22 protein-coding genes are annotated in these 24,092 nt (G+C 64.6%); 11 read left to right on the top strand and 11 right to left on the bottom strand.

Annotated features, from left to right (window positions below; all coding sequences use genetic code 11):
- The first annotated feature begins 112 nt into the window (after positions 1-112).
- From Q0030_RS26255 to Q0030_RS26245, 3 genes are all read left to right on the top strand, one after another.
- On the top strand, positions 113-907 hold the full coding sequence (locus Q0030_RS26255; RefSeq protein WP_298373512.1) for an acyl-CoA thioesterase domain-containing protein: 795 nt from the start codon (positions 113-115) through the stop codon (positions 905-907).
- Between the two features lie 149 nt (positions 908-1,056).
- Positions 1,057-2,808, top strand: a complete 1,752-nt coding sequence (locus tag Q0030_RS26250; RefSeq protein WP_298373510.1) for a type I secretion system permease/ATPase — start codon at positions 1,057-1,059, stop codon at positions 2,806-2,808.
- A gap of 8 nt (positions 2,809-2,816) precedes the next feature.
- Positions 2,817-4,127, top strand: a complete 1,311-nt coding sequence (locus tag Q0030_RS26245; protein WP_298373508.1) for an HlyD family type I secretion periplasmic adaptor subunit — start codon at positions 2,817-2,819, stop codon at positions 4,125-4,127.
- Positions 4,128-4,491: 364 nt separating this feature from the next.
- Here Q0030_RS26245 and Q0030_RS26240 read toward each other — a convergent pair whose 3' ends face one another.
- Positions 4,492-4,968, bottom strand: coding sequence for a CinA family protein (locus Q0030_RS26240; RefSeq protein ID WP_298373505.1), 477 nt, complete (start codon positions 4,966-4,968; stop codon positions 4,492-4,494).
- A gap of 172 nt (positions 4,969-5,140) precedes the next feature.
- Between Q0030_RS26240 and Q0030_RS26235 the strand changes: the two genes are divergently transcribed.
- The 3 genes from Q0030_RS26235 to Q0030_RS26225 are packed head-to-tail and all read left to right on the top strand — an operon-like array spanning position 5,141 to position 7,796.
- Positions 5,141-6,223, top strand: a complete 1,083-nt coding sequence (locus Q0030_RS26235; protein WP_298373503.1) for an amidohydrolase family protein — start codon at positions 5,141-5,143, stop codon at positions 6,221-6,223.
- On the top strand, positions 6,220-7,329 hold the full coding sequence (locus tag Q0030_RS26230) for an amidohydrolase family protein (protein WP_298373501.1): 1,110 nt from the start codon (positions 6,220-6,222) through the stop codon (positions 7,327-7,329). Before Q0030_RS26235 ends, Q0030_RS26230 begins: the two co-directional genes overlap by 4 nt.
- Positions 7,330-7,382: 53 nt before the next feature.
- Entirely contained in the window at positions 7,383-7,796 is a 414-nt protein-coding gene (locus Q0030_RS26225; protein ID WP_016846808.1) for a Rieske (2Fe-2S) protein, read from the top strand.
- 160 nt (positions 7,797-7,956) lie between these two features.
- Here the strand turns inward: Q0030_RS26225 and tcuB are convergent, their stop codons facing one another.
- From tcuB to Q0030_RS26205, 4 genes are all read right to left on the bottom strand, one after another.
- Complete coding sequence (tcuB, locus tag Q0030_RS26220) at positions 7,957-9,060, bottom strand: tricarballylate utilization 4Fe-4S protein TcuB (protein ID WP_298373493.1); 1,104 nt, start codon at positions 9,058-9,060, stop codon at positions 7,957-7,959.
- A 29-nt stretch (positions 9,061-9,089) separates the two neighbouring features.
- Complete coding sequence (gene tcuA, locus Q0030_RS26215; RefSeq protein ID WP_298373903.1) at positions 9,090-10,481, bottom strand: FAD-dependent tricarballylate dehydrogenase TcuA; 1,392 nt, start codon at positions 10,479-10,481, stop codon at positions 9,090-9,092.
- Positions 10,482-10,622: 141 nt separating this feature from the next.
- Entirely contained in the window at positions 10,623-11,948 is a 1,326-nt protein-coding gene (locus Q0030_RS26210; protein ID WP_298373490.1) for an MFS transporter, read from the bottom strand.
- A gap of 242 nt (positions 11,949-12,190) precedes the next feature.
- Positions 12,191-13,090, bottom strand: a complete 900-nt coding sequence (locus tag Q0030_RS26205) for a transcriptional regulator GcvA (protein WP_298373487.1) — start codon at positions 13,088-13,090, stop codon at positions 12,191-12,193.
- Positions 13,091-13,207: 117 nt separating this feature from the next.
- Here Q0030_RS26205 and Q0030_RS26200 point away from each other — a divergent pair, with 117 nt between their 5' ends.
- Together Q0030_RS26200 and Q0030_RS26195 are read left to right on the top strand one after the other, a co-directional pair.
- A complete protein-coding gene (locus tag Q0030_RS26200) occupies positions 13,208-13,411 on the top strand; it encodes a DUF1127 domain-containing protein (RefSeq protein ID WP_298373485.1) in 204 nt (67 codons plus the stop codon).
- Between the two features lie 70 nt (positions 13,412-13,481).
- Positions 13,482-14,105, top strand: coding sequence for a GNAT family N-acetyltransferase (locus Q0030_RS26195; RefSeq protein ID WP_298373483.1), 624 nt, complete (start codon positions 13,482-13,484; stop codon positions 14,103-14,105).
- A gap of 264 nt (positions 14,106-14,369) precedes the next feature.
- Here the strand turns inward: Q0030_RS26195 and Q0030_RS26190 are convergent, their stop codons facing one another.
- Both Q0030_RS26190 and Q0030_RS26185 read right to left on the bottom strand, forming a co-directional pair.
- Positions 14,370-15,200: an enoyl-CoA hydratase gene (locus tag Q0030_RS26190; RefSeq protein ID WP_298373482.1), complete on the bottom strand. Its 831-nt coding sequence runs from the start codon at positions 15,198-15,200 to the stop codon at positions 14,370-14,372.
- 163 nt (positions 15,201-15,363) lie between these two features.
- Entirely contained in the window at positions 15,364-16,065 is a 702-nt protein-coding gene (locus Q0030_RS26185; RefSeq protein ID WP_298373480.1) for an SDR family NAD(P)-dependent oxidoreductase, read from the bottom strand.
- Positions 16,066-16,136: 71 nt separating this feature from the next.
- On the opposite strand from Q0030_RS26185, the gene Q0030_RS26180 reads away from it, so the two are divergent.
- Both Q0030_RS26180 and Q0030_RS26175 read left to right on the top strand, forming a co-directional pair.
- On the top strand, positions 16,137-17,918 hold the full coding sequence (locus Q0030_RS26180) for an acyl-CoA dehydrogenase family protein (RefSeq protein WP_298373477.1): 1,782 nt from the start codon (positions 16,137-16,139) through the stop codon (positions 17,916-17,918).
- A 53-nt stretch (positions 17,919-17,971) separates the two neighbouring features.
- A complete protein-coding gene (locus Q0030_RS26175; protein ID WP_092119616.1) occupies positions 17,972-19,060 on the top strand; it encodes a Zn-dependent alcohol dehydrogenase in 1,089 nt (362 codons plus the stop codon).
- A 49-nt stretch (positions 19,061-19,109) separates the two neighbouring features.
- On the opposite strand, the gene Q0030_RS26170 is transcribed toward Q0030_RS26175, so the two are convergent.
- The 4 genes from Q0030_RS26170 to mbfA form a co-directional block, all read right to left on the bottom strand.
- Positions 19,110-19,463: a nuclear transport factor 2 family protein gene (locus Q0030_RS26170; protein WP_298373471.1), complete on the bottom strand. Its 354-nt coding sequence runs from the start codon at positions 19,461-19,463 to the stop codon at positions 19,110-19,112.
- 122 nt (positions 19,464-19,585) lie between these two features.
- Positions 19,586-21,058, bottom strand: a complete 1,473-nt coding sequence (locus Q0030_RS26165) for an amidase (protein ID WP_298373469.1) — start codon at positions 21,056-21,058, stop codon at positions 19,586-19,588.
- 160 nt (positions 21,059-21,218) lie between these two features.
- A complete protein-coding gene (locus tag Q0030_RS26160) occupies positions 21,219-22,085 on the bottom strand; it encodes a hypothetical protein (protein ID WP_298373466.1) in 867 nt (288 codons plus the stop codon).
- 19 nt (positions 22,086-22,104) lie between these two features.
- On the bottom strand, positions 22,105-23,076 hold the full coding sequence (gene mbfA / locus Q0030_RS26155) for an iron exporter MbfA (protein ID WP_298373464.1): 972 nt from the start codon (positions 23,074-23,076) through the stop codon (positions 22,105-22,107).
- A 166-nt stretch (positions 23,077-23,242) separates the two neighbouring features.
- Between mbfA and Q0030_RS26150 the strand changes: the two genes are divergently transcribed.
- Positions 23,243-23,965: a hypothetical protein gene (locus Q0030_RS26150; RefSeq protein WP_298373463.1), complete on the top strand. Its 723-nt coding sequence runs from the start codon at positions 23,243-23,245 to the stop codon at positions 23,963-23,965.
- The last annotated feature ends 127 nt before the right edge of the window (positions 23,966-24,092 follow it).

Raw genomic sequence — 24,092 nt, 5'->3', positions numbered from 1 at the left:
TGGGTGAATCCTGTTCACCTGAAGTGATGAATGGCCTTTTGTCATGGCCGCTATTCTTGGATCAGATTGCTCCTACGCTCAATCCTGCTCATCTGATGGGATCTCATCCGCCTTGGCCATCTTCGAACCGCTCGCCACGCCGCATCACTGGAGGCCCGCCGCGCTGGCGGCGGGGCCGTTCGCAGGCCTCCAGGGCGGAGCGGTCGCAAGTCTCTTGACCGCCGAGGTCGAGGCGATGGCAGGTTCGCGCAACTGGGGCGCCGCGATATCGGCGTCAGCCTGGTTCCTGCGGCCGACGCCGATGGCGGAATTGCGCACGCAAGTGACCGTCGTGACCGAGGGCGGCCGGGTCAGCGTCGTCGACAACACGCTCTGGCCGGCCGGCGAGGAGCAGCCCTGTGCGACGGTGCGCGTGACGCTGTCGCGCGAACGTGCGGTCGATATCCCCGGCTTTCACGGCAGCGCAGCCGACCCGGTGGATCCCACGCGTTTTCCGTTGCACAGCCCGCACGCGGTCCATGGCCGCAGCTGGTTCATGGACGCGATGGAAGCCCGTGCCGGCGGCGACGTCGCCTGGTTTCGTATGCACCATAGCGTGATCGCGGATGCCGGCCCGCTGGCGCGCGTGCTCGGTCCGGCCGATTGGACCCACGGCATCGCACGACCGGTGCAGAACGTGGTGGCCGACCCCAATCCGAACCTCGCGGTGCAACTGTTCAGGCCGCCACGGGGCGCGTGGATCGGCATTCGCGCCGAGGCCCGCTGGCGCCCGGAGGCCGGGCTTGGCGTCGGCAGCGGGGTATTGCTCGATGTGGATGGCGAGATCGGCCGGGTCTCGATGTCGGTCATTCTCGTGCCCTTTCCGAGAAGCGCACCCGCTGCGGGTCCGGGTTCCGAGGCTGGTTAACGCAAATTATTCCGTCAACTGTCTGTGCAGTCACAAAAATAGGCCGCGAACCATGCTTTGGTTGGCGCGACTTGAAATGGACGGTGGTCGCAAACGTCTATACAACGTGGTGATCACGTAACTCTTTTGATTTGCAGAGATCGGTTTTTATGGCAGTCGCGCCCGCTGTCCGGCGTTCCGAACTGGCTGAGGCGCTGCGCGCATGCCGCAGTGCCTTCATCGGCGTCGGCCTCATCAGCTGCATGATCAACCTGCTGTACCTGACAGGTTCGATGTTCATGCTGCAAGTTTACGACCGGGTGCTGCCGAGCCGCAGCGTTCCGACTCTGGTCGGCCTCGTCGTCATCGCCGCGGCCCTCTACATGGCCCAGGGTGTGCTCGATCTGCTGCGCGGACGGATCCTCGGCCGCGTCGGCACCTCGCTCGACGAAGCGCTCAATGCGCGGGTGTTCGACACCATCGTGCGGCTGCCGCTGATGGCCGGCAATCGCAGCGAGGGCCTGCAGCCGCTGCGCGACCTCGACAATGTGCGTTCCTTCCTCGGCAGCATGGGTCCCGGCGCGTTCTTCGACCTGCCCTGGCTGCCGTTCTACATGTTGATCTGCTTTGCGTTCCATTGGCTGCTCGGCGTCACGGCGCTGGTCGGCGCCATCATCCTGGTGACGCTGACGCTGATCACCGAATACATGTCGCGCACGCCGGCCAGGGAAGCGATGTCGCTCGCGGCGCGGCGCAACGATCTCGCCGCCTCCAGCCGCCGCAACGCCGAAGTGCTCGTGGCGATGGGCATGGCCGGGCGGATGAACAAGCGCTGGAACGAAGCCAACGAGGAGTATCTGTCCGGCAACCAGCGCGCGAGCGACGTGAGCGGCGGGCTCGGTGCGGTCGCCAAGGTGCTGCGCATGATGCTGCAGTCCGCCGTGCTCGCGGTTGGTGCCTATCTCGTGATCCACCAGGAGGCCACCGGTGGCATCATCATCGCCGGCTCGATCCTGAGCGCGCGGGCGCTGGCGCCGGTCGATCTCGCGATCGCGCATTGGAAGAGCTTCGTCGCCGCGCGGCAGAGCTGGCAGCGCCTCAACCGCCTGCTGCAGCAGATTCCGGCGCGGCCGGAGCAGACGCTGCTGCAGGCGCCGCAGAAGAAGCTCTCGGTCGAGGCGGTGACCATGGTTGCGCCGGGTGACCAGCGCCCGATCGTGCAAGACGTCACCTTCGCCGTCGAAGCCGGCAGCGGCGTCGGCGTGATCGGCCCGAGCGGGTCCGGCAAGTCGTCGCTGATCCGGGCGCTGGTCGGCGTCTGGGTGCCGGTGCGCGGCAAGGTACGGCTCGACGGTGCCGCGCTCGATCAGTGGTCGTCGGACCAACTCGGCCGCCATGTCGGCTATTTGCCGCAGGACGTCGAACTGTTCGCCGGTACGGTCGCGCAGAACATCTGCCGCTTCGATCCCGACGCCAAGTCCGACGGCATCATCGCGGCGGCCAAGGAGGCCGGCGTGCATGAGATGATCATCAAGATGCGCGAGGGCTACGACACCCAGGTCGGCGAGCAGGGCACTGCGCTCTCCGCCGGCCAGGCACAGCGCGTGGCGCTGGCGCGTGCGCTCTACGGCAATCCGTTCCTGATCGTGCTGGACGAGCCGAACTCCAATCTCGACAGCGAAGGCGACGAGGCGCTGACCCGCGCGGTGCGTGGCGCCCGCGAGCGCGGCGCCGTCGTCATCGTGGTCGCACATCGGCCGATCGGCATCGAGGGCGTTGACCAGCTGCTCGTGCTCAAGGACGGCCGCATGCAGACCTTCGGGCCGAAGGAGACCGTGCTGGCGCAGGTGCTGCAGCGCGTCGCGCCGCCAGCGCCCACGCCGATCAAGATCGTCGCCGATGCGGGGGCGACCAAGTCATGAGCGGCCGCATGACCGATCAGCCGCGCAACGCACATGCTTCGATCAGGAAGCATCTCGTGGTCGGTCTCGCCGTTGTCCTGGTCCTGGGCGGCGGCGTCGGCGGCTGGGCTGCGACGGTGCCGATCTCGGGCGCGCTGATCGCGCCGGGCTCGGTGGTGGTCGATACCAACGTCAAGAAGGTGCAGCATCCGACCGGCGGCGTCGTCGGCGAAATCCTGGCGCGCGACGGCGACACGGTCAAGGCGGGCGACGTTGTCGTGCGTCTCGACGAGACCGTCGTGAAGGCGAGCCTTGCGATCGTGGTCAAGACGCTGAACGGTCTCTATGCGCGTGCGGCCCGGCTCCAGGCCGAACAGCAGGGCCTCGACAAGATCGCGTTTCCGCCGCAGCTCACCGAGCAGGCGAGGGATCCCGACGTCCGCGACATCATGGCAAGCGAAACCAAGCTGTTCGAGGTCCGCGTCAACGGCCGCGCCGGCCAGAAGGCGCAGCTGCGCGAACGCGTCACCCAGCTCAACGAGGAAATCGCCGGCCTGCAGGCGCAGGAAACCTCCAAGGACAAGGAGATCGCGCTGGTGCAGCAGGAGCTGGTCGGTGTCCGCCAGCTCTATGAGCAGCATCTGGTGCAGCTCACGCGTCTCACCACGCTGGAGCGCGACGCGGCGCGGCTCTCCGGCGAGCGCGCGCAGTACATTGCCTCGCGCGCCCAGGCCAAGGGCAAGATCACCGAGACCGAGCTGCAGATCATCCAGGTCGACAAGGACATGCTCTCGGAGGTCTCGAAGGATCTGCGCGAGGCCAACGACAAGATCGGCGAGTTCGTCGAGCGCAAGGTGACCGCCGAAGACCAGCTCCGCCGTATCGATATCCGCGCCCCGCAGGACGGCGTGGTGCTGCAATCCACCGTCCACACGGTCGGCGGAGTCGTCACCGCGGGCGATGCCATCATGATGATCGTGCCGAGGGCCGATGATTTGTCGGTCGAGGCCAAGGTCAATCCGCAGGACATCGACAAGCTCCAGGTCGGACAGAAGACCGTGCTGCGGCTCTCCGCCTTCAACCAGCGCACCACGCCGGAGCTGAACGGCGTGGTCACCCGCGTCTCCGCCGACGTCAACACCGACCAGCGCACCGGGCAGAGCTACTACACGATCCGCGTCTCGATGCCGCCGGAAGAGGTCGCGCGCCTCGGCAGCGAGGTGAAAATCATCCCCGGCATGCCGGTCGAAGCCTTCGTCCAGACCGGCGACCGCACCATGCTGTCGTACCTGATGAAGCCGCTGAGCGACCAGTTCATGCGCTCGTTCCGCGAGAAGTGAGCTAGCGCGCGAGATAATTGACCCGTCATCCTGAGGAGCCTGCGTAGCAGGCGTCTCGAAGGATCCACGGCCCGGCTGATGCCCGTGCATCCTTCGAGGCTCGCTCCGCTCGCACCTCAGGATGACGGGGCGATGGAGCGCAGCGAAATCCGGGTCGCGCGGTGCCCCGGATTACGCTTCGCTCCATCCGGGCTACGGCCTCTTAACCCAGAGCGGGTTCTTTCCCCACGTCGTCCCTGCGAAAGCAGGGACCCATAACCACAACCGGTTGTTCGGATCGACGCTGCGGCCCCAGCGCCTTCAACAACCAGCATTTGTGGTTATGGGTCCCGGGTCGCGCTTCGCTTGCCCGGGACGACAGTAGCTATAGATTCGTCAACAACAGTTCCAGCGCCGCCTTCGCGAACGCCTGCATGTTGGCCTGCCGGTCGCCGCTGGCGGTCTCCAGCGTGATCACCTGTTGCTGGGGACCTGCGACCGCCATGCAGCTATGGCCGGCGGCATCGCCGTAGCGGTTGCCGGTCGGGCCGGCGGCACCGGTCTCCGACAATCCCCAATCGGTCGAGAGGCGCTCGCGGATCTGGCGTGCCAGCAACTGGGCATAAGGCTCTGACGATGAGCGGAGACCGCGCATGGCGTCGTCGGGAATGTCCATCAGCGCGCGCCGCGCATCGCGGGTGTAGATCACGCCGCCGCCGAGGAAATAGGCCGATGCGCCGGGCACGGCGAGCAGCGATGCCGAGATCAGTCCGCCGGTGGAGGATTCCGCGACCGCAATCGTCTGCTTGTTCGCGATCAGTTTCGCGGCGACCTGCTCGGCGATGGGTATGAGTGCGTTCATCGGCGCTCGTTCTCGTTGCTTGCCATGAAAATCCCGTGGGGCGTTCTGCCTTCCTAGCACACCACACCGGTCTCTGCCGAGTTGCGGATCGTGGCACGGCCTGCTTGAATGCCGCAGAACAGCCAAGCGACGCCCCGACAGTTGTTGCGAGAGCGTGCGCGGAGGAAACACCATGACGTCGCCGATCGCGGGTGGCGTGGATTGCGATCTGCATCCCGCCGTGCCTCATCTCACCAGCCTGCTGCCGTACATGAACGACTACTGGCGCGACCAGGTGACGACCCGCGGCATGACCGACCTGATCTCGCAATCCTATCCGGCCAATTCGCCGATCTCCTCGCGGCCGGACTGGCGTCCTGCACAGGGCAAGCCGGGTTCGAGCCTTGCCGACATGCAGCGCCAGGCGCTCGACCGGTTCGGCACCGCCACCGGCATCTGCAATCCGCTCTATGGCGTGCAGATGGTGTTCTCCGAGGACATGGCCGATGCCTTCTCCCGCGCGCTGAACGACTGGCTGGTCAAGGAATGGCTCGACAAGGACGATCGCCTGCGCGGTTCGATCGTGATCCCCGTGCAGAGCATCGAGAAGGCGGTCGCCGAAATCGAGCGCTGTGCGCAGGACAAGCGCTTCGTGCAGGTGCTGATGCTCGTGATGGGCGACATGCCGCTCGGCAAGCGTCACTATTGGCCGATCTACGCCGCGGCCGAACGGCTCGGCCTGCCGATCGGCATCCATGCCGGGAGCGCCTATCACAATCCGCCGACCTCGGTCGGCTGGGGTTCCTATCACATCGAGGACTACGTCGCGCAGGCGCAGGCGTTCCAGACCCAGCTCACCAGCCTGATCGTCGAGGGCGTGTTCGCGCGCCATCCGAACCTGAAAATGGTGATGCTGGAGTCGGGCTTCACCTGGCTGCCGCCGTTCCTGTGGCGGCTGCACAAGTTCTGGCGCGGCGTGCGCATGGAGACGCCGTGGGTCGACCGCGCGCCGCTGGAGATTGTGCGCAGCAACATCCGTTTCTCGCTGCAGCCGGTCGACGCACCGCCGGAAGGGGATACGCTGAACCGGCTGTTCGACCATATGCAGTCGGACGAATTGATCCTATTCTCGACCGACTACCCGCATTGGCAGTTCGACGGTGACGAGGTGCTGCCGAAGGGGCTGTCGCAGGATCTGGTCCGCAAGATCATGATCGACAATCCGCTCGCAACCTACGGCCGGCTGAAGCAGAATGTGAAGGAGACGACGCCATGAACATTCAGATTCGCGAGCATCCGCAGACCGCGTCGTCCGGCAACATCAAAACCGCGATCGCCGATTGCGACATCCATCCGGCGCGCGCGACCAACGACGAACTTAATCCGTTCCTCGCCAAGCGCTGGCACGCCCATCTCGAAACATTCGGCGTCCATCCTTATCAGGGCATGATGGGAGGACCGCCATACCCGAAGGCGCAGCCGAATGCTTCGCGCCGCGATGCCTATCCGCCGGAAGGCGGACCGCAGGGCTCGTCGCTGTCCTTCATGCAGAAGCAGCTGCTCGACCCCAACAATGTCGCGCTCGGCGTGCTCAACCCGCTCAACACCGGGCAGGGCATCCGCAACCAGGATCTCGCGGCCGCGATCTGCTCGGCGATCAACGACTGGCAGATCGAGAAATGGACCAGCAAGGACTCGCGCCTGAAGGGCTCGGTCGTCGTCGCCAACGAGGACGGCGTGTCGGCTGCCGCCGAAATCCGCAGGCGCGCAGGTGACAGGAATTTCGTCCAGGTGCTGCTGCTGAGCCGCAATGTCGAGCCGCTCGGCCAGCGCCGTTACTGGCCGATCTATGAGGCGGCGCAGGAGGCCGGCCTTCCGATCGGCGTGCACGCCTTCGGCTTCGGCGGCAACCCGATCACGGCCTCGGGATGGCCGAGCTACTACATCGAGGAGATGGTCGGCCATTCGCAGTGCCAGCAGACCGCGCTGGCGAGCCTCGTGCTCGAGGGCGTGTTCGAACGCTTCCCGAAACTGAAGATGGTGATGGTCGAGGCTGGGTTCGGCTGGGCGCCGTCGCTGGCGTGGCGGCTCGACAAGGTGTTTGCGCGGCTGCATGCCGAGGTGCCGCATCTGAAGCGCAAGCCGTCGGAATATATCCGCGATCACATCTGGTGGACGACGCAGCCGATGGAGGATCCGGAGAGCCGCGACCATCTGTTCCAGACCATCGAATGGATCGGCTGGGACAAGCTGCTGTTTGCGACCGACTACCCGCACTGGGATTACGACGAGCCGTCGCGCGTGCTGCCGGCCGGCGTCAGCGACGCCAACCGCCAGGCGTTTTATCTCGACAATGCGAAGCAGCTGTACGGTATCGCATGATCCGAAAAAGTGGGAACCGGTTTTTCGAATCAGATCATGCGTGAGAACAACTGATGGCGCGTCATGTAATTGCCCCGGTGGACGAACTGCCGCCGGGTTCGCGAAAATTCCTCGAGATCGACGGACGGCCGATTGCCGTCTTCAACGTCAAGGGCGAGTTCTTCGGCCTGTTGAATCGCTGTCCGCATCAGGGCGCGGCGCTGTGCGAGGGGCCGCTGATCGGGCTTGCCTCGTCGTCAGACCCCGGCGAGATCGAATACACCAAGCTCGGCGAGATCCTGCGCTGCCCCTGGCACGGCTGGGAGTTCGATATCCGCACCGGCCAGTCCTATTGCGACCCGCGCCGCTTCCGCGTGCGCGCCTATCCCGTCAGCGTCGAGCCGGGTACCAATGTGGTGAAAGGGCCGTATGTCGCCGAGACCATCAAGGTCGCGGTCGAAAGCGACTATGTGGTGGTGGATTTGTAGTATCCGCCGCGCTGGCGCCACGCGAGAGGTCCCGTAGGGTGGGTTAGCCGACTACGTCCGCCGTAGCTCAACGAGTGAAGGCGGAAGGCGTAACCGACCGACTTCGTGCCGCGAAGAAGATGGCGGGTTACGCTTCGCTAACCCACCCTACATTCCGCATTCATTCTGCCATCATCTGCCGTTCCCGTGCGTAGCGCACCAGCGCGACGAAGCGGTAGATGCCGTGCACGAATTTTCCGTAGGGCATGGTGATGAACAGCGCGAACACCACGCCGAGATGCAGCGCCAGCAGCGGACCCATCGCGGCGCTCTCACGCCAGAGCAGCAAGGCAAGGCCGGTGACGCTGGTCAGGAACAGCATCAGGATGAACGCGGTGTCCATACCCATCTGCTGCTCGTCGACCAGCACGCGGTCGCGTTTCCATTTCTCCGACAGGAGCCCGATCGGGCCGACCACGAGGCCGATGCCGCCGAGCGTGCCGAGCACCACCGGCAGGTCCCACCACGCATAGGGCGCCTCGCGCGCCAGCAGATAGTGGTACAGCGTGCCGACGCAGGTCGCGGCGAAGCACAGGGCGAAGCCGTAGAAGGTGAAGTGGTGATACAGCTTGCGGCGGTCGGTCGGGTGATCGTCCTCGTTGAAGCAGCCGACGCCGCCACCGTCGAGATAGCGCAGCTCGCCGGCGTCGCGGACCGCCTGCAACAGCGCCTTCGCATCCGTTTTCATGCCGACCGGCTCGCCGATATCGCGCCAGAACGACCGGACGCCCATCACCAGCGCGAGGATCGCGTAGAGCAAAGCGGCGCCGAACAGCAGCGCCATCGCATTGTGCGGCATCAGTCCGTAGAACGCGCCGGGCCCGGTGTGGATGCCGGTGAGCACGCCGCGGTCGTTGATCGCGGCGAAGCCGAAGATGAAGGCGGCGACGCTGAGCGCTGCGATCAGGCTGATGACGAGGCCGTTGCGCGCGAACGCGCCGGAGAAGGCCCGCGGCCAGGCGTAGGCCGCGTAGGATTCGGCGCGCGCCACCGCCAGCGTCTTCGGGACATTGACGTTGAACTCGTGCGGCGGCGAGAACTGGCAGTCGGTGTAGCAGGCGCCGCAGGAATGGCACAGATTGGCGAGATAGTTGAGGTCGCCGTCGGAGAAGGCGCGGCGCATCTCCATCGCGGGAAACACCGCGCACAGGCCCTCGCAATAGCGGCAGGAATTGCACACCGTCATCAGACGGTCGGCTTCCTGCAAGATCCTCGTCCCGTGCATCGCGCCAGCCTTGTCCTCAGTTCCGCGCGTCAATTCCGCGCATTCTTCGCCGCTTCCCGCCCGGCGACGCGGCCGAACACGCTGCCGATGGTCATGCCGATGCCGGCGGCGTAGCCCTTGCCGAGCACGTTGCCGGCCATGATCTCGCCGGCCGCGAACATGTTGGCGGACGGCTTGCCGTCCTTCATCAGCATCCGCGACTGCTTGTTCACGCGGGTGCCGAGATAGGTGAAGGTGATGCCGGGCCGCACCGGATAGGCAAGGTAGGGCGGCGTCGCGATCCTGCGCGCCCAATGCGTCTTCGCCGGCGTGATGCCTTGGGTAGCGCAGTCGTCGAGGATGGTGTGATCGAACGTGCCGGGCTGCACCGCGGCGTTGAAGTCGGTGATGGTCTTTTCCAACGCTGACGCATCGAGCTCGAGCTTGCCGGCGAGCTCGGCGATCGTCGCGCCTGCGATCGGCGGGAACAGCGTCGGCATGAAGCTCGTCACGACGGTCGAGTCGAAGATGATGTAGGCGATCTGGTCCGGCTGTGCTGCGACCAGGCGGCCCCAGATCGCATAGCGCTTCGGCCAGATGTCCTCGCCTTCGTCGTAGAAGCGCTCGGCATGCTTGTTGACGACGATGCCGAACACCACCGAGTCGTGGCGGGTGATGATGCCGCCGTCGAATTTCGGCGCACGGGCATCGATCGCCACCGCGTGGCACTGGGTGGGATCGCCGATTTCCTGCACGCCCTTCGCGAGCAGCATCTTCAGGATCGCGCCGCGGTTATAGGGCGTGCCGCGGATCAGGAAATTGTCGGCGGCCTCGCCCCAATATTGCTTCAGCCACTCGATATTGGCCTCGAAGCCGCCGGCCGCCGCGACCAGCGTCGAGGCACGCACCTCGGTCTTGCCGCCGACCGGCTGCTTCAGCGCGGCTGAGAGGAACATGCCGTCCTCGATCTTGAGATCGATCACCTCGGCATCGTAGAGGACGTCGACGCCGAGCTCCTCGGCGGTGCGATAGAGCGCGTTCAGCATCGCGCGGCCGCCGCCGAGGAAGAACGAGTTGGTGCGGCCAAGGCTGAGCGTGCCGCCGAGCGAGGGCTGCCAGCGCACGCCCTGTTCGACGATCCAGTTCAGGATGTCCTTGGACTCGTGGATCATGAAGCGGGCCAGTTCTTCGTCGGTCTGGCCGCCGGTCACCAGCAGCAAATCCTTCCAGAACTCCTCCTCGGTGTAGGGACCGGTGAGGATCTCGGTCGCCGCGTCATGGGCGCAGCGCATGTTGCGGGTGTGGCGGGTGTTGCCGCCGCGGTAGAATTTCGGAGCGCCCTCCAGCACCAGCACGGATGCGCCGGCGCGCCGTGCGCTGATCGCAGCGCAAAGGGCGGCGTTGCCGCCGCCGATCACCAGCACGTCGAACCTGCGCGTCAGATCAACCATGCGTTCTTGTTATCGTGGTTGGCATGGAAAGCAACTGGGGCAGGCGAATGAGCATGATCCGGAAAAGTGTGTAGCGGTTTTCCGAAAGATCATGTTCAAATCAAAGAGTCTGCCCCAATTGCATGCGGAGAGTCACGCAGCAACCGTCTCGCGCTGCTCGATGGTCTGGCCGCCACGATAGACGATCAGCGCGGCGATGATGCCGAGAACAGCGCCGAACATCAGCCAGTAGGCCGGCGAGGCCTTGTCCTGGCCGGTCATGGCGATCAGCTTGGTCGCGACGAAGGGAGTCGACGTGCCGAATATGCCCGCCGCCAACGCGAACGCGATCGAGAAGCAGGTGGTGCGGACATGCGCCGGTACGATCTCGACCAGGCATCCCAGCATCGTGCCGCTGTAGACGCCGAAGTAGAACGAGAACATCATCTGCACGGCGAGCAGCTTCCCGAGCGTGGGCTCATGCGCAAGCCACGACAGCGCCGGGTAGGCGGTCACGAACGACAGGCTCGCGATGGCGATCAGCACCGGCTTGCGGCCGATCCGGTCGGACAGCGCGCCGCCGACCGGATTCCAGATGAAATTCGTCACCGCAACGAGCAGGGTCACCAGCAGCGTCCCGGAGGCCGAAAGGTGCAGCTCCTTGCCGAAGCCGGGCGCATACACCGTGATGAAATAGAACGTCGTGGTGGTCAGGACCGCGATCATCATGCCCAGGATGACGATGCGCCAGTTCTCGATCGCCGAGGCAAACACTTCGCTTGGCGTCGGATGCTTCTTCATGGCCAGGAAGGCCGGTGTTTCCTCAAGCGAACGCCGCAACATGAAAATCACGGGAATGATGAGGCATCCAATGAAGAACGGGATGCGCCATTTGGCGACGCCGCCGATCGCATCGAGGAAGGTGTCGCCCGGAATCACCTCTCTCAGGACGAAGCCGATGACGGCCGCGACGAAGATGGCGACCTGCTGACTGGAGGATTGAAACGAGGTGTAGAATCCCCGATTGCCGGGTGTTGCGATCTCGGAAAGATAAACGGAGACGCCGCCCAGTTCGACGCCGGCGGAGAAGCCCTGGATCAGCCGGCCAATCAGCACGATGATCGTTGCGGCAATGCCGATCGATGCATAGGACGGGCAGAAGGCGATCACGACGGTACCCAGCGCCATCAGCGCGAGCGTCACGATCAGGCCCTGGCGGCGGCCGATGCGATCGATGTAGGAGCCGAGCACGACCGCGCCCACGGGACGCATCAGCGCGCCAAGCCAGAACACGCCATATGCATTGAGCAGCGCCGCGGTCTCATTCTGGGCGGGGAAGAACGCCTTCGCGATGTCCTGCGCATAAAAGCCGAACAGGAAGAAATCGAATTGCTCGAGGAAATTGCCGCTGGTCGCGCGGAGGATGGCGCCGAGACGCGATTTGATTTGCGGGACTTGCGATGAACTCGACTGCGACATAACGCCCTTTCCTCCCCGTGACAAAACGGCCGGCGCAAATTGTCTCGCCGGCCAAGGCAGTTAACTGCCATATGCGGCAATTTGGCACGGCTGTCCGGCGCGACCAACCCGAAATCGCGCCGCCGCTATCGGAAAAAAGCCGTAGGTGGAATTCTCCGGAGCGTTTTTGAGCGAAGTGGGCACCGGTCGCGTAAAGAAAACGCGTCAAAACAAGAAGCTCTTGCGCTGCTGCGTGCGCCGCATCAAGGCGTCGTATGCGCCGCGGCGCCGAGCCAGGAGCGGAATGCAGAGAGCTTCGGAGAATCGACGCGTCCCTGCGGCGTGACCAGATAGAAGCCGGCGTCGGCCGGCAATGCAATCTTGAACGGAACCACGAGCCGGCCCTTGGCGATATCGTCCTGCACATAGGAGGTACGGCCCATCGCAATGCCGATGCCGTCGATCGCGGCCTGGATCGTTACGAACAGCAGGTCGAAGGTCACGCCCGGCTGCTTGGAGATGTCGGTCGGCAGTCCGGCTGCGGTCAGCCACAGCCGCCAATCGTCGCTGTTGGCGTTGCTGGTGTGCAGCAGCACATGGTCCCTGAGGTCTTCAGGGCATTTCAGCGGCCTGGTTCCATCCAGCAGCGAGGGACTGCACACCGGAAACAGCTCGTCCGCCATCAGCCAGTCCGCGCGCAGGCCGGCCCATTGTCCGCGGCCATAGCGGATCGCCGCGTCGACCTTGTCGCGCTGGAAGTCGACCAGGCTGGTCGAGGTGGTGATGCGGACATCGATGCCGGAATGCGCCTCCTGGAACGCCGACAGTCGCGGCAGCAGCCATTTGGCGGCGAGCGATGCCAGCGTCGAGACGGTGAGCACGTGACCATCGTCGCGACGCAGCAGGCGATCGGTCGCGAGCCTGAGGTCGTTGAAGGCGGCGCGGACGCCGGGAAGGTATTCGGCGGCCTCCGGCGTCAGGCTCAACGAGCGGTTCTGGCGGACGAACAGACGAACGCCGAGCTCTTCCTCGAGGCGCCGGATCTGATGGCTGATCGCGGTCTGCGTCACGTTCAATTCGGACGCTGCGACCGTGAAGCTCATGTGCCGCGCGGCGGCCTCGAATGCCCTGAGGCCGTTCAGCGAAGGCAGGCGGCTGGTCATGTCAGGGTAATCTCCGATGCATGACTTTAATTCATGCGAAGCGGTACAAAGTGTCGTTTGTGAACGGGCCGAATAGCTCCGATATTACCGTCAACAGGTTACCGATAGGAGCCGTAAATGTCCATTTTCACCCATGAATCGATGACAAATCATCATACGCCTGGGTTGCTGAACCAGGTCAGCGATACCCTGCATGTCTGGTGGGATCGCTATGAGCGCCGCCGCGAGTTGTCGCAGTGGACCGAGCGCGACCTGCACGACATCGGCATGTCCCGCAGCGACATCGTTTTCGAGACCGACAAGCCATTCTGGCGGGCCTAATGGGCCGCCATCGCCGGCGCAGCCTCGATCGAGGGGCGCCGGCTAATTCCTTCACCCCGAGGAGCGTGTCATGACTGCGCTGCATCTCGACGATCTCAAGCAACACTCTGATGTGCTGCGCGCCAGGAACGGCAGCGAGATCAAGGTGCGCTTCGTCGAGCCGCGCGATCGCGAAGAGCTGCAGAATTACATCCGCTCGCTCTCCGCCGGGTCCCGTTACAACCGCTTCCTGGGTGCACTAAGCGAGCTGCCAAAGATGGAGCTCGAGCGTTTTATTCACGTCGGCGAGGCAGACCGGTTCACGGTGGTCGCGACGATGGTGGTCGATGGTTTTGAGACCATCGTCGGCGAAGCCCGCTATGCCTTCCATGCCGATACGTCGAGCGTTGAGTTCGGCCTGTCGATCGATGACCGGTGGCAGGGCCACGGCATTGGCAAGGCGCTGTTGAAGAATCTCGAATGCCGCGCGGCGTCCTTCGGAGCCGAGCGCATCTTCGGCGACACGCTGCGCTCCAATGCGGCGATGATCGGGCTCGCCCGCAAGTCCGATTACGCCTTTACCCAAAGCCCCGGTGACTGGAAGCTGGTGCGCTTTGCGAAGGAGATCCACGTCGAACCACAAGACATTCCCTGTGCCAGCTGGCGGCTCGCCGCCACTTCCCGCTTGGCCACGATGTCCTCGCTTGCGGTTTGACTGACTAGGCCCGGTTCTGGCCCCTCCAGAACCGGGCCCTTTTCTTTTTGATTCTTCATCCGGGCTACGCGCTTGCTTCGCCTCTCCCCCTGTGGGAGGGGCCGCAGCGCATGCAGCGAAGCGGAATGCGGTGCGGGTGAGGGGTGCGGTCTTTCGGCAGACTCGCCCTCACGGAGAGACCTGAACCCCTCACCCGGATTGCATCTTCCGATGCAATCCGACCTCTCCCACAAGGGGAGAGGTGACTTGAAGGGCGCTACGCGCTCAATTACCCCGAAATACCGGCTTGCGCTTCTCGATGAAGGCCTGCACCGCCTCCTTGTGATCCGCCGTTGTGGTCAGGCGGATCAGCCGCTCGGCCTCGTGGTCGCGCGCGGTGGCGAAGTCGAATTGCAGCGCCTCGTCGAGATTGTCCTTCATGTAGCGCAGCGCGAGCGTCGGGCCTTCGGCCATCGACTTCGCCAGGGCGAATGCTTCGTCCTGCAACGTTTCGTCCGGCACCACGCGGTTGACGAGACCGATCTGCTCGCACCTCGTGGCATCGACCTTCTCGGAGGTGAACATCAATTCGCGGGCGCGCGAGGTGCCGACCAGGCGCGTCAATAGCCAAGCCATGCCGTAGTCGCCGCTCAGCGCCACGCGCAGATAACCGGTCGAGATGAAGGCGGATTGCGCCGCGATCCGGATGTCGCAGGCCATCGCGATCGCGAGGCCCGCGCCGACCGCCGGGCCGGGCAGCGCGGCAATGGTCGGCTTGCGCACCGAGGCCAGCGCGCCGGTCAGCAGGCGCTGGCGCTCCTGCAGGTCGGCGACCTTGTCCTCATAGGACATTTCGAGCTTCTTCGGGTCGCGATTGGCGCCCATGCCCTTGACGTTGCCGCCGGCGCAGAACGCCTTGCCGGCGCCGGTGACGAGCAGCACGCCGACCTCGGGGTTTTCGCCGCAGGTCCGGATCATCGTGCGCAGCGCCGGCGTCAGCGTGTCCGACAGCGAGTTGCGGGCATCGGGGCGGTTCAGCGTGATGACGGCGACGCGGTCGCGGATCACGCAGAGCAGTTCGTCGGTGCCAGTCTCGATCTTGATTTCAGCGGTCATGGTTCCTCTCCAAGCCAATCGTTGCCGTCATAGCGAGGCGCGAAGCGCCGAAGCAATCCATTTCGCCGCTCGTGGTGGCATGGATTGCTTCGCTCCGCTCGCAATGACGGATGCGGCGGATGGTTGTCGCCGACGTTACGCTGCTTGCATGATCTCCGTCATCTCAAAACTTCTCAACCCAGGGCCGCAATTCCAGCTCCCAAGTCCAGGCGCTGCGCGGCTGTTGCAGCACGTTCCAGTAGCTCAACGCGATCGCGTCGGGATCGAGCATCGAATCCGGGCGGTCGGCGGGCTCAGTGCGCGCGGCGCTGCGGATGCCGCCGTCGATCACGAAATGCGCGACATGGATGCCCTGCGGTGACAATTCGCGCGCCATGCTCTGCGCCAGTCCACGCAATGCGAACTTGCCCATCGCGAACGGCGCCGATTGCGCATAGCCCTTGACGCTGGCGGAGGCGCCGGTGAACAGGATCGCGCCTTTCTTGTTGGGCAGCATGCGCTTCGCTGCTTCCTGTGCCACCAGGAAACCGCCGAACGCCGAGACCGCGATCGCCTGCTGGACCTCGGAAGGGACGAGTTCAACGAACGGACCGCGGCTGCGGCCAGAGGCGTTATAGACCACGAGGTCGGGTGTTCCGATCTCGCGTTCGACCAGGCCGAACAAACGCGCGACATCTTCGGCCTTGGTGGCATCGCAGGCATAGGCGCGCGCGCCGGTCTCGTTGCATAACGCACCAAGTTTCTCGATGCTGCGGGCGCCCAGCGCGACGCGAATTCCCTCGCGCGAAAATAGCCGTGTCAGTGAGGCGCTGAGGCCTTCGCCGGCGCCGACGATCAGGGCGATCTTGTATTTTGGAATATCCATTGGGCTTTCCTTTGCTCGGCCGGAGGAGGATAGTCGTGCCCAAACAAATGAGCACCGAAGCCGGGAATTCAATGCAGCCGCACAAACAGGATCCGAAAACGTCGTCCGCCAGCCAGCCGGGCCTGTTGGCGCCCGATACGACGGGAATGAATTTCTACCGGGCCGATCCGGCGCTGACCGATCTTCTGAAACTGCATCTGCCCGAGGCGTTGTTCCGCCACATCGAGCCGCATCTCGACCGGCTCGGTGGATTGGCCGGCGGCTATCTCGACGAATGCGCGCGGCTTGCCGACCGGCATACGCCGGTGCTGCACCAGCGCGACAAGTTCGGCCGCGACGTGCAAACAATCGAATATCATCCGGCCTATCGCGAGATCGAGAAGGCCGCGTTCGGCGAGTTCGGCATCCACGCACTGTCGATCCGCAAGGGCATCATGGGCTGGCCCGACAAATATCCTGTGGTGGCCAAGCACGCCTTCACCTTCCTGTTCAACCAGACTGAATTCGGCATGGGCTGCCCGATCAACGTCACCGATGGCTGCGCAAAACTGCTGGCGAATTTCGGCAGCGAGGCACTGAAGGCGAAATATCTCGACGGCCTGACCCAGACCGACATGAGCAGACTGACGCAGGGCGGCCAGTTCATGACCGAGAAGGAGGGCGGCTCCGACGTCGGCACGCTGACCACGCGCGCGGTGCAGGAGGGCGACCACTGGCGGCTCTATGGCGAGAAGTGGTTCTGCTCGAATGCCGACGCCAAGGTGGTGATGCTGCTGGCGCGCCCCGAGGGCGCAGGGCCGGGCACTAAAGGCGTCGGCCTGTTCCTGATGCCGCGCTTCCTCGACGACGGCTCGCAGAACCATTACCGGATCGTGCGTTTGAAGGACAAGCTCGGCACCCGCTCGATGGCCTCGGGCGAGATCAAGTTCGACGGTGCGATCGCTTATGCCGTCGGCAAGCTCGACCGCGGCTTCGTGCAGATGGCCGAAATGGTGAATTCGTCGCGGCTCTCCAACGGCGTGAAGTCGACCGCGCTGATGCGCCGCGCCTGGCACGACGCGATCACCGTCGCGAGGGGCCGCGTGGTGTTTGGCCAACGCATCATCGATCTGCCGCTGGCGCGGCGTCAGCTGATGAAGATCATGCTGCCGACCGAGCAGGCGCTGTCGATGAGCTTCCTGACCGCCGATGCGCTCGACCGCGCCGAGGCCGGCAGCCAGGATGCCGCGGCGCTGCTCCGCATCCTGACGCCGACCCTGAAATTCCGCGCCACCCGTGACGCCCGCAAGGTCTGCGGCGACGCGATGGAGATGCGCGGCGGCATCGGCTACATCGAGGAATTCGTCACGCCGCGGCTGCTGCGCGATGCGCATCTCGGTTCGATCTGGGAGGGCACCGGCAACATCGTCGCGATCGATGCGCTGCAGCGCGCGGTCGGACGCCATGGCGCCGACAACGCGCTCGCCGCCGATCTGCATGCGCGGCTCGATGACGGCCCGAATGTGCCGCAAGCCTGGCGCAACCGGCTGCGTGATCTCAGCGATCGTGCGATCGGGTTTGCGCGCGAAGTCGCAGGCCGCATCGACAATGAGGGCGATGCGCGGCGCGCCACCAGCCTGCTCTATCATGTCGCGAGCGCGGTGGCGCTGGCATGGGAGGGCGGTCGCATTCATGAGATGCGCGGTGACGCGCGCCGGCTGTTGCTGTCGCGGATGGTGATCGATCACCGCGTGATGCCGGGCGATCCGTTCCGGCTAGCGGAAAATACCGTTCAGCGCAGGATGACCGAGCACCTGCTCGGCGATCGCGCCGTCGGCATGGCCGAGGTTGGCGAATTGCTATCAGCAGCGTAGTCTGCCGCGCGAGCGCACCGTTCAAACAATCAGAAACGCCAAGGGAGATCCCGATGAAGGCCGCCGTCCTGCATGAAGTCAATCAGCCGCTGGTGATCGAGGACGTCAGCGTGCCCAATCCGGGGCCGCGTGAGGTCCTGATCCGTACCGCGGTCGCGGGCCTCTGTCATTCCGACCTGCACTTCATGGAAGGCCTCTATCCGCATCCGCTGCCGGCCGTGCTCGGCCATGAATCGGCCGGCGTGGTCGAGAAGGTCGGCTCCGACGTCAATTACGTGAAGCCGGGCGATCACGTCGTAACCTGTCTGTCGGTGTTCTGCGGCACCTGCGACAATTGCACCACCGGGCGCACCGTGCTGTGCACCGACACCACGGTGAAGATGCTGCCCGGCGCCTCCAACCGCCTGTCCTGGGGCCGGAAGGAGAAGCTCAACCAGTTCCTCAATCTGTCGTCGTTCGCCGAGCAGATGTTGGTCCACGAGAACGCCATCGTGAAGATCAAGAAGGAGATGCCGCTCGATCTCGCCGCGCTGATCGGCTGCGGCGTCATCACCGGCTATGGCGCCGTGGTGAATACCGCGAAGGTGACCGCCGGCGAGACCGTGGCTGTGATCGGTTGCGGCGGCGTCGGCATGGCCGCGATCAACGGCGCGCAGATCGCCGGCGCCGGCCGCATCATCGCGATCGACACCAATCCGGCGAAGCTGCAGCTCGCGACCAAGTTAGGTGCCACCGACATCGTCGATCCCGCGCGCGGCGACGTCGTGCAGCAGGTGCGCGAGCTCACCGGCGGCGGCGTGCATCATTCCTTCGAGGTGCTCGGCCGCAAGGAGACTGCCGAGCAGGCCTTCGCCATGCTGGCCGCCGGCGGCACCGCGACCATCGTCGGCATGATCCCGTTCGGCCAGAAGATCGAGCTGCACGGTTTTGACTTTTTGCGCGAGCGCCGCATCCAGGGTTCGTCGATGGGCTCCAACCATTTCCGCGTCGACATGCCGCGCCTCGTCGACTTCTACATGCGCGGCAAGCTGCATCTCGAGGACTGGATCTCGGCCAAGCTGAAGCTCAGCGAGATCAACGAGGGCTTTGCCAACATGAAAGCCGGCAAGACCCTCCGCAGCGTGATCATGTTCGACAGCTGAGGCCCCGTCGTCCCGGCCAAGCGAAGCGCGAGCCGGGACGACACCTCGCTCACCGCGCGACGTGCGCCGACACCGCGAGCCATTTGCCGTTCTGCCTTGCCCAGCAATCGGTGTAGCGGCCGTGCGTAGGTTGGCCGTCGGCGTTGGTGTAGCTGGTCTGGGCGTGGATGATGGCGAAATCGCCGAGGATGCGGATCTTGACGTCCTCGGCCTTCAACCCCTTGATCTTCACCGGGATCGCCGTCTGCTTCAGGAAGGCGGCGCGGTCGACCAGGCTCTTGTCGGGATTGGTGCAGTAGAAGTCCTGCGCCAGGATTTCGTCGAAACGCTTGACGTCGCAGTTCTGAACGGAATCGACGTAGTCCTTGTTGAGTTTTGTCAGCTCATCGAGGTCGTTGCTCATTGGTTTCCTCCCGGCTTCTCATCTCGTCATTGCGAGGAGCGGAGCGACGAAGCAATCCATCGTTCCGCGCACGTTGCTATATGGATTGCTTCGCTTCGCTCGCAATGACGGTGGGACTCGCATCAATCATCGAACATCTTCGGCGGCACGAAGCCGCCGAACTCGCGCTCGATCAGCTCGGCGAGCTTGAGTGGCGTACGGTCCTCGAGCCAGGGGCCGACGATCTGCACGCCGACCGGCAATCCGTCGGGCGCAAAGCCGGTCGGGATCGCGGTCGAGGGCAGGCCGGGCAGGGTCGCGATGCCGGGCCAGGCGAGCTGGTCGGTGTAGACGTGCGGCTCACCGTCGATCAGAACCCGCCGCTGCTCCTGGTCGGGCGAATGGTCGTGCGGATAGGCCGGCGTCGGCATGATCGGGCAGATCACGGCGTCGAACGATTTGAACAGCTCGCGCCATTGCGCGCGCAGCCGTGCGCGGCCGCCGTCGGCGATCACCCAGTCGCGATGGCTGAGCGCGATGCCGCGCAGCCGCTCGGCTTGCAGGCTGGTGTCGCTGGCCGGCAGCGCGGCCGCCGCCGCGCAGGCGCCGGCATAGACCTCCGGCGGGAAGGTCGCCGCGAGGAACGACAGCAGGATCCGCATATAAAGCCGCGAGGACGCGGCGAAGTCCGGCAAGAGTGGGCTCGAGCGAGACACTTTCGCGCCGGCCTTGTCGAGGTTGCTCGCGAGCTTGTCGATGCTTCCCCGGATCACCTTGTCGGTCGGGAGCAGCGGATCGCTGTCGATCACGAGGATGCGGAAATCCTTCAAGACGCTGTGGCGCGCCGCCGGCAGGTCCAGCCGGTAGGCCTTGCCGGCTTCGAGCGGATCGGGGCCGGCCATCACGTCGAGCACGAGGGCGAGGTCGGCCGCGCCGCGCGCCATCGGGCCGATCACGGAAAGATCGCGATCGAACGGCAGCGGCGGCAGCGGCGGCGGGGTGTGGCCGCGCGACGGCAGCAGCGCGAAGGTCGGCTTGTGTGCATAGATGCCGCAGTGGAATCCCGGCACGCGCAGCGAGCCGCCGATGTCGGAGCCGAGCGACAATGCGCCGTAGCCCGCGGCGAGCGCGGCCGACGACCCGCCGGAGGAGCCGCCCGGCGTGCGGCCGAGGTCGTAGGGGTTGTTGGTGGTGCCGTAGATCTCGTTGTAACTCTGCCAGTCGGCGAGGGCGACCGGCACGTTGGTCTTGCCGAGGATCACGCCGCCGGCGTCCTTTACCCGTTGGATCGAGAGCGCGTCCTCAGTCGGCACAAAATCCTTTTGAGGCGGGAAGCCCCAGGTGGTCGGCAATCCCGCGACGTTGAAGGATTCCTTCACCGTCATGGGAATGCCGAGCAGTGGCCTGTGCTCGCCGCGCGCGATCGCGGCATCGGCAGCGCGGGCCGCAGCGAGGCCGCGCTCGAAATCGCGCACGCAGACCGCGTTGATCTTGCCGTCGTGGCGCTCGATGCGGCCGATCGCGTCTTCGGCGAGCTCGACGGCGGAGACCTGCTTGTTGCGTAGCGCATCCGACAGTTCGACGGCGGTCTTGAAACTGTATTGCGATTTGGCCACGGCGTGCTCCCTGATTTTGGCGGCGATCATGCGCAGAATGGAGCGGACGGGCAAGACCGGCTTGATCGCAATTGCGCTCGCGCAACCTTTGACGTCACACATCGCCTAACGCGATCGTGATTATCGGGCTCTGCCTGATGTCGACGAACCCGACGCGCGCCTAATATGGCGTGCTGCGCGCCGACAGGTGTGCCATGGGATTGATGGGGCCGCTCGCGCTGGCGCGCTCGCTGCTCTCCTTGGTCCCGGGCACCGGGAAGGCGTATCCGATGATGGTCTTGACCACGAGCCGGTCGGATGCCCGCGTCAGGCCGTAGCCGACGCCGAAGTCGATGTCGACATCGCCCACCTTGAAGTCGGTCACCGCGAACAATGTGTGCTGCTGCTCGGCGAGCGGGCTGAAGGCGCCGATCTTGCCGAAATCGCCATAGTATTCGAGGCCGACATACACATTATCCTTCAGCTTCCGCGCCACACGCGCGGCGGGAGCGAAATCCGCCTCGCCATATTTGCCGAAGCCGACGTCGACGATCGGATTGACGATGAATTCATAGTCCGCGTTGCGCATGCCGATGATCGGCCGGATCTCGAGGCCCCAGCGGGTCTGCGCGAATTTCGGCATCTGGTAGCTCAGCTCGAAATTGATGCCGTAGAACAAATTGCGCTTGTCGGCGTTCGGCGACACGAACAGCGTGCGCAGCTTGAATGCGTCGGACAGGAATTGCCGGTCCTGCACGGCAAACGGCAGATAGAGCCCGAGCTCCCACCAGTCCGTCATGCCATAGGCAAACTCCGGCGTGCCGTTGAGGCTGTGGTTGGAGGGAAAGCCGCCGGGGAACGGCGGATCCTTCTGGCCGATGCCGACATAGTTGAGATGCTGCTGGATGGTGAACTGGCCGACCGCCGCGATGCCGGCATTGTAGACCTGGATCTCGTCGGTCGCCTGCGCGCGACCGCTGCATCCGAGCGCGCCCAGCAAGGTCAATGCTGCGCCGGCCAGAACGCGATGTTTGCGGAGACGGCACATCAGATACCTCGATTCCGCGCTACGCCGCGCCGATCAATATGCCGACCGCGAGCACGATCGCGCCGCCGAGCACGATCTGGAACACCGCCTGCAGGAACGGCGTGTCCATGTAGCGCGAGCGGATGAAGGCGATCGCCCACAATTCGAAGAACACCACGATCCCGGCGATCGCAGTCGCGATCCAGAATGCGTTCGGCCAGGCGTCGGGCACCAGATAGGGAATGGTGTGGCCGAGACCGCCAAGTGTCGTCATCAATCCGCAGGTGATGCCGCGCAGCCAGGGCGAGCCGCGGCCGGTCAGCGAGCCGTCGTCGGACAGCGCCTCCGCAAAGCCCATGCTGATGCCGGCACCGATCGAGGCGGCGAGGCCAACGAGAAACGTCTGCCAATTGTGATGGGTGGCGAAGGCGGCGGCGAACAGCGGCGCCAAGGTCGAGACCGAGCCGTCCATCAGTCCGGCGAGGCCCGGCTGCACGTATTGCAGCACGAACATCCGCCGCCGCGTGCGGTCTTCCTCCGCGCGCACGTCGGGCTTGAGGATCTCGCCGGTCAGGCGGACCGCGAGCTTCTCGTGGCCCTTCTCCTCCTCGGCGAGATCGCCGAGCAGCCGGCGCACGCCGACATCGTCGGCCCTTTCGGCGGCACGGGCATAGAAGCGCTCGGCCTCCAATTCCATGGTCTCGACTTCCTTGCGGATGGTGTCGAGCGGCAGGTTCTTGGTCAGCCAGATCGGGCGCCGGCGCAGAAAGCCTTTGACGTCCTCGCGCCGGATCGGCGGCAGGTGCGGGCCGAAGCGCTGCTCATAGGTTTCGAGCAGCCGGTGACGATGGCCGCGCTCTTCCTCCGCCATCTCCTCGAAGATTTTTGCGGTATCAGGATAGCGCTCGGTGAGGTCCTCGGCGAAGGACATATAGATCCGGCTGTCCTCCTCTTCGGAGGCAATCGCGACCGCGAGTACCTCGCGCTCGGTCAAATCGGCGAAATTCTTCACGACGACGCCTTCTTTACCCAATTTAGAATTAGAATAATTCTAATATGTGTAGGCCGTGCTGGGGTCAATCCACAAAGCCGCGCTATGGCCCTGTTCGTGATCACGATGAAGGGAACCGGGCTGTTCTGTGCCCGTTCGAGTTACTGTGGCTCACGAGGGGGATTGTATGGACAGGGTCAAATATCGGCTGAACGACGCGCGCCTGGCGCCGCGGCGGACCAAACTCGAGATTCCGGGCTGGGCCGGCAACCGTGAGCCGCGCAGCGATGGTTCGCGCGAGCAGGTCTGGCATTGCGTGCCGTTCTCGGAGGGCGCGCAATACGGCATCGAGCTGTTCTACCCCTATGATTTCGAGCTGCACGTCACCACGAAGGATGGCCAGTTGCGCCTCGATGCGGATTGGGGCGAGCCGCCGGACAGCGGCGTGCAGTGGCCACCCTTCCGGAATTTCGGCGACGCGTTCTACACCTACCAGATATTGCTCGATCTCAAGGTCGAGAAGGGCATGGCGATCCGTACCGAACCGCATCCGCGCTTCTACACCGATCGCACCGACTCCGTGCCGATCGCCGTTCCGGCGCTCGTGCGCAATTGGTGGCCGATGATGTTCTTCACGGTGTTCAAGGCGCCGGCGGAAGGGCGCACTCACATTTTCCGGCCGAACGAGCCGTTCGCCCAGATCATCGTGATTCCCGAGGAAGCGAACTTTCAGCTCGAGCAGATGGGCGAGGAGGAGGCTGCCGAACGCGAATTGCAGGCGCGCCGCATCTACAACAATCGGCCCAAACTGGCCGCCGGAACGGAATGGACGTCGTCATCGGACACGGTGTTCGACGGCACATATCGCCATCTGCACCGCGCCGCAAAGGAGAAGGCGCGCAACGATTGAGCGAGATGCAGCATCATCGTTGACAAAACAACGGGGCCCGCGGGCCCCGTTGTGGTACCGCCGATCGGTCGCCATCGCTCAGTAATCGCGACGGTAGAAGCTGTGATGATGATGGTGGTGATGATGG

The sequence above is a fragment of the uncultured Bradyrhizobium sp. genome (assembly GCF_947648125.1).
In the GTDB taxonomy this organism is placed as follows: domain Bacteria; phylum Pseudomonadota; class Alphaproteobacteria; order Rhizobiales; family Xanthobacteraceae; genus Bradyrhizobium.
Note: the sequence above shows the minus strand (reverse complement) of the source record. Positions and strands in the feature narration are given on the sequence as shown.